Genomic DNA, 6,908 nt, shown 5'->3' with positions numbered 1-6,908 from the left:
AAAAAGCCAAAACATAGAGGTACTGGACAACGAGTTGAAGCTCCTAAATTTCATATCACTAATCAGTCTTTCAGCCTTAACTGAACCGTATTGGGGTATAAGCAACCAGTTGTGGATTGCTGATTAAGTCTACCAAAGCATCAATCGCTTTTGGGTTGCCTGGGTCAATTTCCCCTAAGCTAGATGCTGCTTGCCATCGGGTAGAATCATCCAGTTGTAGATTGCCAATTAACTCCACTAAAGCAGCGATCGCTTTTATGCGATTTGTCTGAGGCAATGCTGTCCTTGCTCCCTCTGCTATTGGCGTCAGAAATTTTACACACTTGTTTTGCTCAACCTTAAACTCGCCAAAGCTCCATTTAACGATTTCCGCCACAATAGTATCTGCGTTGCAAGAATCTTTCCACTCATCAACCCCCGCAGCAGCAAGAAAATAAGCACGAAACTGGTAAAATCCGCAACTATCATCAAATTCCACCAACGCCTGAATAAACTCTTCCTTCTCTTCCCTCCCCACATTTTCACGTCCTAACCACAGCAAAATCACCTCTTTCCACTGTGGGGCAAAAATGCGATAAACGCCTAGCGCAGGGTTGTTGGGAACATGATTCAGAAACTCGTCCCAATTCTTAATCGCCAACGCTGCAAAATATTCCTCAAATGTGGTGTGGTAAAAAGCGTAAACTTTCTCTTTCGTTGCTGATTCCGCAGCCAATCCAACTTCATTTAGCCATCCCAACTTTAACGCTAACGAAAATAAAGAATTTTGCTGTTTTGCATCACCTAATTCCTCACGCACAAACTTATGTCGTAGCCGAAAGCGTGACGTTTCTTGATCGATTGCCCGTTTTGCCAAACATCCCAACGCAGCGTTTAATTCATCTTGCTGCTGTTCGGTGGTAGGGAAGCGGTTTTCTTTCCACTTGTAAACCTCTTCCACAAACTGCTGATAAAGTCCGGCTTTAGTTTCCGGTAAACCTTTATCGGAATCTTGCCAAGTGCTACACAACAGCGCTAACCGCAAAGGATTTTTAACTAAATCTTGGATGCGCTGACGTTCAGGTTTATCTAATTCCTGCCATAATCTTTTCCCTTTGTCTGCATTCTTCTTGTGAAACCAACGCCCAATAAATTCTTGCACTTGTTGCGGATATTCAAAATTGAGTAACCGATACGTCTCAAAATTTTCTAAAGCGTTGGCGTTTGCTTCCCAAACATTTACCCGACAAGTCAGCACAACCCGCGCATTTTTCACCCATCCCGTCAACTGCTGGGAAATCTCAGTTAATGGTTGGGGTGAAGACATTTCATCTGCTGCATCCAACAACAACCACACAGAATTATTCTTGAATAAATCTGCGAAAGCATTTTCCTGTTCCTCTTTTACACGCACCACTTCTAAAGCATTCTTCAGCCAATCTTGCAACAGATAATCTTCTACCTTTTTCCCTTGCAAGTCTGCCAAAGAAATCCAAACTGGTAAACCCAGATTGTTGTTTAATATCCAAAAAGCTATAGTTTGCAACTGAGTAGTTTTTCCCGCACCCGGTTCCCCAATTAATGCGATGCGGTGTCCTTGAGTTTTACCAACACCATCACGGATAATTTTCTCTAAAAAAGCCTCATGTTCAAATCGCTGTTTCTCTTCATAACTCGGTTCGTAAAGTTGCGAACCTTGCTCTGCGGAAATATCCTCGCTGTACTTCTGCGGTTTTTTACGTTCCACCAATGCTAAAGGGACATGAATTTCCTCTAGCTCAAATTTCATCTCATCATCAGCAAACAGCAACTCATTTGTGGTGAGACACTTGTGCTTTTCCAGCATAGCGCCGCAGATTTCTTGCCAATCAATACCCTGAGATTTTTCTTTCGGAGTCTTGGGAACTTTAGCAGAGTTGTTTTTTTGAGCTTCTCGGCATTTATCCCATTCCCCGCCTTGCTTAAACAACCAATTGAGGTTTTCTTTTTTATTGATGCTGGGAAACTTGAGCGCGAAAAGCCAAACTTTTGAGTTTGTTCTAGTTTTGGCGTTGGTTTGTCCGCGTTTATCCTCAATAATTTTCAGACTTATCAGACAGTTGAGCGCATTCCTAATTGCTTCTGGCTCTAAGCTGTTGTTATAACTCTTCGTCAGTTCTGCCAGTCCTTCTAGTGTAGAATGCGTTACCCATAACTCAGTACCTGCTTGCCAATCGGCTTTACAGTCTTTTGATTCTTCCGAATTTTCCACAAATGACAGTAAAGCACGCAGCAATATTTCTGCTTGTTTTCTACCAGCATCGTAGCTAAGATTCCGACCCTTCCGCTCCATGTAAGTACCATCATCGAAAAGAAAAAAATTTTCCAAAAAGTTCTGTGCTTTCCCAAGCCAGACATCTTTCCCAAGCACCCTATGTAGATTTTAAACGGCTTTTAATCAACGCTTGGGAAATTTACTTGTCAATTAATCCCAACCTTAACCTCGATTTGTAATCTAGGTGAGGCAAGTAAATGAAAACTCAAGGCAAGCAAACTCAAAGCACTCGTCAAAAGTTTTATCGTCAAATCATTACAATGTTGTTATTAATACAAACAATGCTAATTGGCGTAAATGCCAAAAACCGCATTCAGCAAGGAGACTCACCAATTGAGGTTTTAATCTGGATGATCAACCAGTGTATCCCAGTCCTGAAACAAGCCAGCAGTTTAAAAGAAAAACAGAAAAAAAGCCTGTTACCCACACATCACCATTCTGAGGATAAATAATATCACAAGCCCCTCTTTGCTTGCAGAGAAGGGCTGTAGCTATATGTAATTAGTCTAATAATAAAGATTTCTCCCTGGTTTTACTACGCAAAACCGTTCCTCTCCGACTCGGAGAGGGACAGACTTGAACTTTAGTTCAAGGAAGGGAGAGGTTAATCAAACTCACCTTTGTCCAGAAGACAAGCCCATTTGTCCAGAACACAAGCCCATTTGTCCAGAAGACAAGCCCATTCGTCCAGAAGACAAGCCCATTCGTCCAGAAGACAAGCCCATTTGTCCTGAAGACAAGCCCATTCGTCCAGAAGACAAGCCCATTTGTTCAGAAGACAAGCCCATTCGTCCAAAACACAAGCTTACTGCGTGTAATTATTTAGTTAGCAAGTCAATCTTATTATAAAAAATACCTTATTCTGCAAGTTTTACTGAACCACTATATTGTCCCATTAAGACACTTTAGAAAGAGAAAGTTTAGTAAAAAGTCTGCATTGATGCCACGCCAAAAAAGAAGCTCTACCGTGCTAGAAAAAACCGAACAGAGAGTAATCGGATTTAAATCGATTAATTCCACCCTTGACTTTGGTGATTCGATCAGCCTAAACCATTTAACCGAGTTAACCGGGCAACTCCGCAACCAGATCGACGAGTATAATATGATGCTAACTGCCCTTGACTCAGCAAAGGAACAAATAGAAACCCTTGAAAAGGCCATTCGCGAAACTTCAGAACGCTTAGTCAGTGGTGTGGTATTGAAGTATGGCAAAGACAGCCGGGAATACGAGATGATAGGCGGAGTACGCAAGAGCGATCGCATTCGCAAAGCCACCATTACCCGGTTAAAATCCACCGCAGACTCAAAAGCGGCTGCTACACAGACGGCGTAATGAGCAACAAGTAGGCATCATTCACGGTGAATGATGCCTATGTTTGGCGATCACCTTAGTAGTTAGCTCATCAGCAAACAGGATGCGATTGCTGCCTGTTTCCTTGTTATCTAACAATAAATTACGCACTATAATGAATAGCGCGATCAAATGCTTTACTTGGGAGCTTGCGTGTATGCTTACCCGAAACTAAGTGACTGGTGATCGCATCAATGCTTCAATTTCTGCGCTTTCCATGTCTTTAAAATGGCGCTTATCATGAAAAAGATTGTATGAAAACTTTCTGTATACTAAATAGTTAGGTGGCTTAGTCTTTGGTGGAGGAAGTACTTTAGAATTGTTAGTCGGGTAATAAAGGTTGGTTGAAGTGTGAAATTATCGGAACAAACAATATCAGCTCTTGGCTCTGTTATTACAGGTGATGGAAGGCGTTCACCTTATCGAACTGGTACACAACTGGTTTCATTTTTTAATCAATTTGGTTCGGAGGATACATACGGTAATGGTTTTCCTTCACGTTGGTATTATGCCGAAGAGAAGTTACGTGAATTCAATGATACGCCAACCATGAAAGACATCCTGGTTTCGGCTCTTGATCCTCGTCATTTTCTTGGAAAGGAACTCGATATTAACGTTGCAATTGAACATCTCAACCAATTTCTCGAATTTGATAATTATGAATTACGTCCTGCGGGAAAGAAATGGGAAGTTTATAAATTAGGTCGTTCTCCAATCGAGTTGTCACATCCTTATCAAAATTCGGTTGAGATAACACACATTTTTATCGATGAGCAAATCAAAAAATGTGACAAGAAACTTGCTGAAGGCGATTTTGATGGAGCAATTACTAACGCACGATCTCTTGTTGAGGCAGTTTTGTCTGCAATTGAAAAAGAATTTGATCATAATCCACCGGAGTCTGATGGAAACCTCCCGAAACTTTATAAAAGGGTTCAAAAACATCTTAATCTTTCTCCAGGGCAAGAAAGTCTTGCAGAATGTCTGAGGCAAATCCTCTCTGGGTTAACAAGCATAGTTTCTGGTTTGGCTACTCTACGCAATACGATGAGCGATTCTCATGTCATTTCGTATAAACCATTGGAGCATCACGCAAGATTAGCAGTTAATTCGGCTAAAACACTGTGCGACTTTTTATTTGAAACGAAGGAGTATCAAATGCAAAAGCAGGAGGACAACGCCACCCCTGGTGCAGCGGACTGATTGAAGCTGCCTGTGGTGTTGCAAAGGTTGTCGGCGATCGCCGACCAAGAACGTTATAAGCTGACGAGTAACCCTATCGCTTTGGTAGCGATCGCATTCGTAAAGCCACCATTACGCGGTTAAAATCCACCGCAGACTCGAAAGCGGCTGCTACACAGACGGCCTAATGAGCAACAAATAGGCATCATTCACGGTGAATGATGCCCATGTTCTCGCAGTTTTATTCCTCAATCAACTCAAAATCAACTCGCTCGTAAATATCACGCAAGGCAATTTGAAAATTGATAGAATCTAAGACTAAAACCGCATCTTCACCTTTATATTCCTTAAAAATCCATTGACCTTCTGCTTGCTTGGCAAATTGTTCCACAGCAAAACTATACTGGTCAATCATAATATATTCCTGAAAACCAGGAATGGAACGATAATATTTAAACTTATCTGTTTTATCATAATTTTTAGTTGAATTTGATAAGACTTCAACAATTAATAAAGGATTAGTAATAGTTGTTGTACCTGTTCCCTCATAAATAGGCTTACCTTTGATGACTATAATATCAGGATAAGTATAGAGGCGATACAGTGCTATCCATACTTTAATATCGCTTATATATATGTCATAATCTTGTCCTTGCACTGTTAAAGGGAATTTCCGACAAAAATTTCCGGCAATTTTATTGTGATTAGTTGTCTCTCCTATTATTGGGATAATTTCTCCATCCCTGTATTCATTTTTATATTCAGCCTTCTCTTCTAATTCCAAATATTCTTCTGGGGTGTAGCGCTTTTCTGTTTGTAAAACCATATTAATTAACTCACCAAATGGGGGAATGGTTCTGTTATCAATAGCGTAACGTACCCGAAAGATAGCAAAAATAAATATTTTTGTTATACAAATACAGTTGCAGACAATGTAACAATAGCGATCGCAAGCCAATACTTTTAGCCATACCTACTAGTGAACGCCCCTACCAATATCTCTGCGCAAACTCAGAATCGCAAAGCCGATCACATTCGCATCTGCTTAGAAGAAGATGTTCAGTGCGATCGAATCACCAATGGATTGGAACGTTATCGTTTCACCCATTCTTGCTTACCCGAACTCAACCACGACGATATTGATATCAGTACAACTTTCCTGGGGAAACACCTTGACGCACCCTTGTTAATTTCTTCCATGACTGGCGGAACAGAACAAGCCGCAATCATTAACCAACGTTTGGCCCAAGTCGCACAACACTACAAAATTGCAATGGGTGTCGGTTCCCAGCGAGTGGCGGTAGAAAAACCCCAAGTGGCTGATACTTTTGCTGTCCGCAAGTATGCGCCTGACGTTCTGCTAATGGCGAACTTGGGGGCTGTGCAACTTAACTATAAATACGGCTTAGATGAATGTTTGCGCGTAGTGGACATCCTAGAAGCTGATGCCTTGATTTTACACATTAACCCTTTACAAGAGTGCATTCAACCCAAAGGTGATACAAATTTTCGGGGTTTGCTTGACAAGATTTCTATATTATGCTCAAAATTACCAGTGCCAGTGATTGCGAAGGAAGTTGGTAACGGTATTTCAGCAGCGATCGCCAACAAACTCATCGCCGCCGGGGTAGCAGCAATTGATGTCGCGGGTGCGGGCGGTACTTCTTGGGCAAAAGTAGAAAGCGAACGGGCAGAAAATCCATTGCAGCGTCGTTTAGGGAGGACATTTGCTGATTGGGGTTTACCAACGGCAGAGTGCATTACAACTATTAGAGCGATCGCTCCAAATGTGCCCTTAATTGCTTCAGGAGGTTTGCGTCATGGATTGGATGTTGCAGCTGCGATCGCCTTGGGAGCAGACATAGCTGGTTTAGCAATGCCTTTCTTGCAAGCAGCAGCAACATCAGAGACAGCAGTCGCGGAACTCACTGAAGTATTAATCGCCGAAATCACCACAGTTTTATTCTGCACTGGCAACGCTACCTTGTATCAGTTAAAGCACTCTGGCAGTTTACAGCGCATAGAATAAATTAAGTAGATTATCAGTCATTCTTCCCCATCCCCAATTCCCAATTCCCAATA

At 41.7% G+C, this 6,908-nt stretch carries 8 protein-coding genes; 6 read left to right on the top strand and 2 right to left on the bottom strand.

The genetic code is table 11. From position 1 onward, the window contains the following. Positions 1-76 precede the first annotated feature (76 nt). Entirely contained in the window at positions 77-2,347 is a 2,271-nt protein-coding gene (locus V7K45_RS08400; RefSeq protein WP_335002255.1) for an NACHT domain-containing protein, read from the bottom strand. Between the two features lie 143 nt (positions 2,348-2,490). On the opposite strand from V7K45_RS08400, the gene V7K45_RS08395 reads away from it, so the two are divergent. The 5 genes from V7K45_RS08395 (at position 2,491) to V7K45_RS08375 (ending at position 4,970) form a co-directional block, all read left to right on the top strand. Then, on the top strand, positions 2,491-2,745 hold the full coding sequence (locus tag V7K45_RS08395) for a hypothetical protein (protein WP_335002253.1): 255 nt from the start codon (positions 2,491-2,493) through the stop codon (positions 2,743-2,745). Between the two features lie 124 nt (positions 2,746-2,869). Then, positions 2,870-3,142: a hypothetical protein gene (locus V7K45_RS08390; protein WP_335002251.1), complete on the top strand. Its 273-nt coding sequence runs from the start codon at positions 2,870-2,872 to the stop codon at positions 3,140-3,142. A gap of 91 nt (positions 3,143-3,233) precedes the next feature. After that, on the top strand, positions 3,234-3,626 hold the full coding sequence (locus V7K45_RS08385; protein WP_335002249.1) for a hypothetical protein: 393 nt from the start codon (positions 3,234-3,236) through the stop codon (positions 3,624-3,626). Positions 3,627-3,995: 369 nt separating this feature from the next. After that, positions 3,996-4,847: an abortive infection family protein gene (locus V7K45_RS08380; protein ID WP_334893200.1), complete on the top strand. Its 852-nt coding sequence runs from the start codon at positions 3,996-3,998 to the stop codon at positions 4,845-4,847. Further along, entirely contained in the window at positions 4,848-4,970 is a 123-nt protein-coding gene (locus tag V7K45_RS08375; RefSeq protein ID WP_335002246.1) for a hypothetical protein, read from the top strand. Between the two features lie 97 nt (positions 4,971-5,067). Here V7K45_RS08375 and V7K45_RS08370 read toward each other — a convergent pair whose 3' ends face one another. Then, complete coding sequence (locus V7K45_RS08370) at positions 5,068-5,652, bottom strand: Uma2 family endonuclease (RefSeq protein ID WP_335002244.1); 585 nt, start codon at positions 5,650-5,652, stop codon at positions 5,068-5,070. Between the two features lie 153 nt (positions 5,653-5,805). Between V7K45_RS08370 and fni the strand changes: the two genes are divergently transcribed. Next, positions 5,806-6,855 carry a type 2 isopentenyl-diphosphate Delta-isomerase gene (gene fni / locus V7K45_RS08365; protein WP_335002242.1) on the top strand — a complete coding sequence of 350 codons (1,050 nt, stop codon included), beginning with the start codon at positions 5,806-5,808 and terminating at the stop codon, positions 6,853-6,855. The last annotated feature ends 53 nt before the right edge of the window (positions 6,856-6,908 follow it).

Origin of the sequence: Nostoc sp. (genome assembly GCF_036917375.1) — a bacterium.
Lineage (GTDB): Bacteria > Cyanobacteriota > Cyanobacteriia > Cyanobacteriales > Nostocaceae > Nostoc.
Note: the sequence above shows the minus strand (reverse complement) of the source record. Positions and strands in the feature narration are given on the sequence as shown.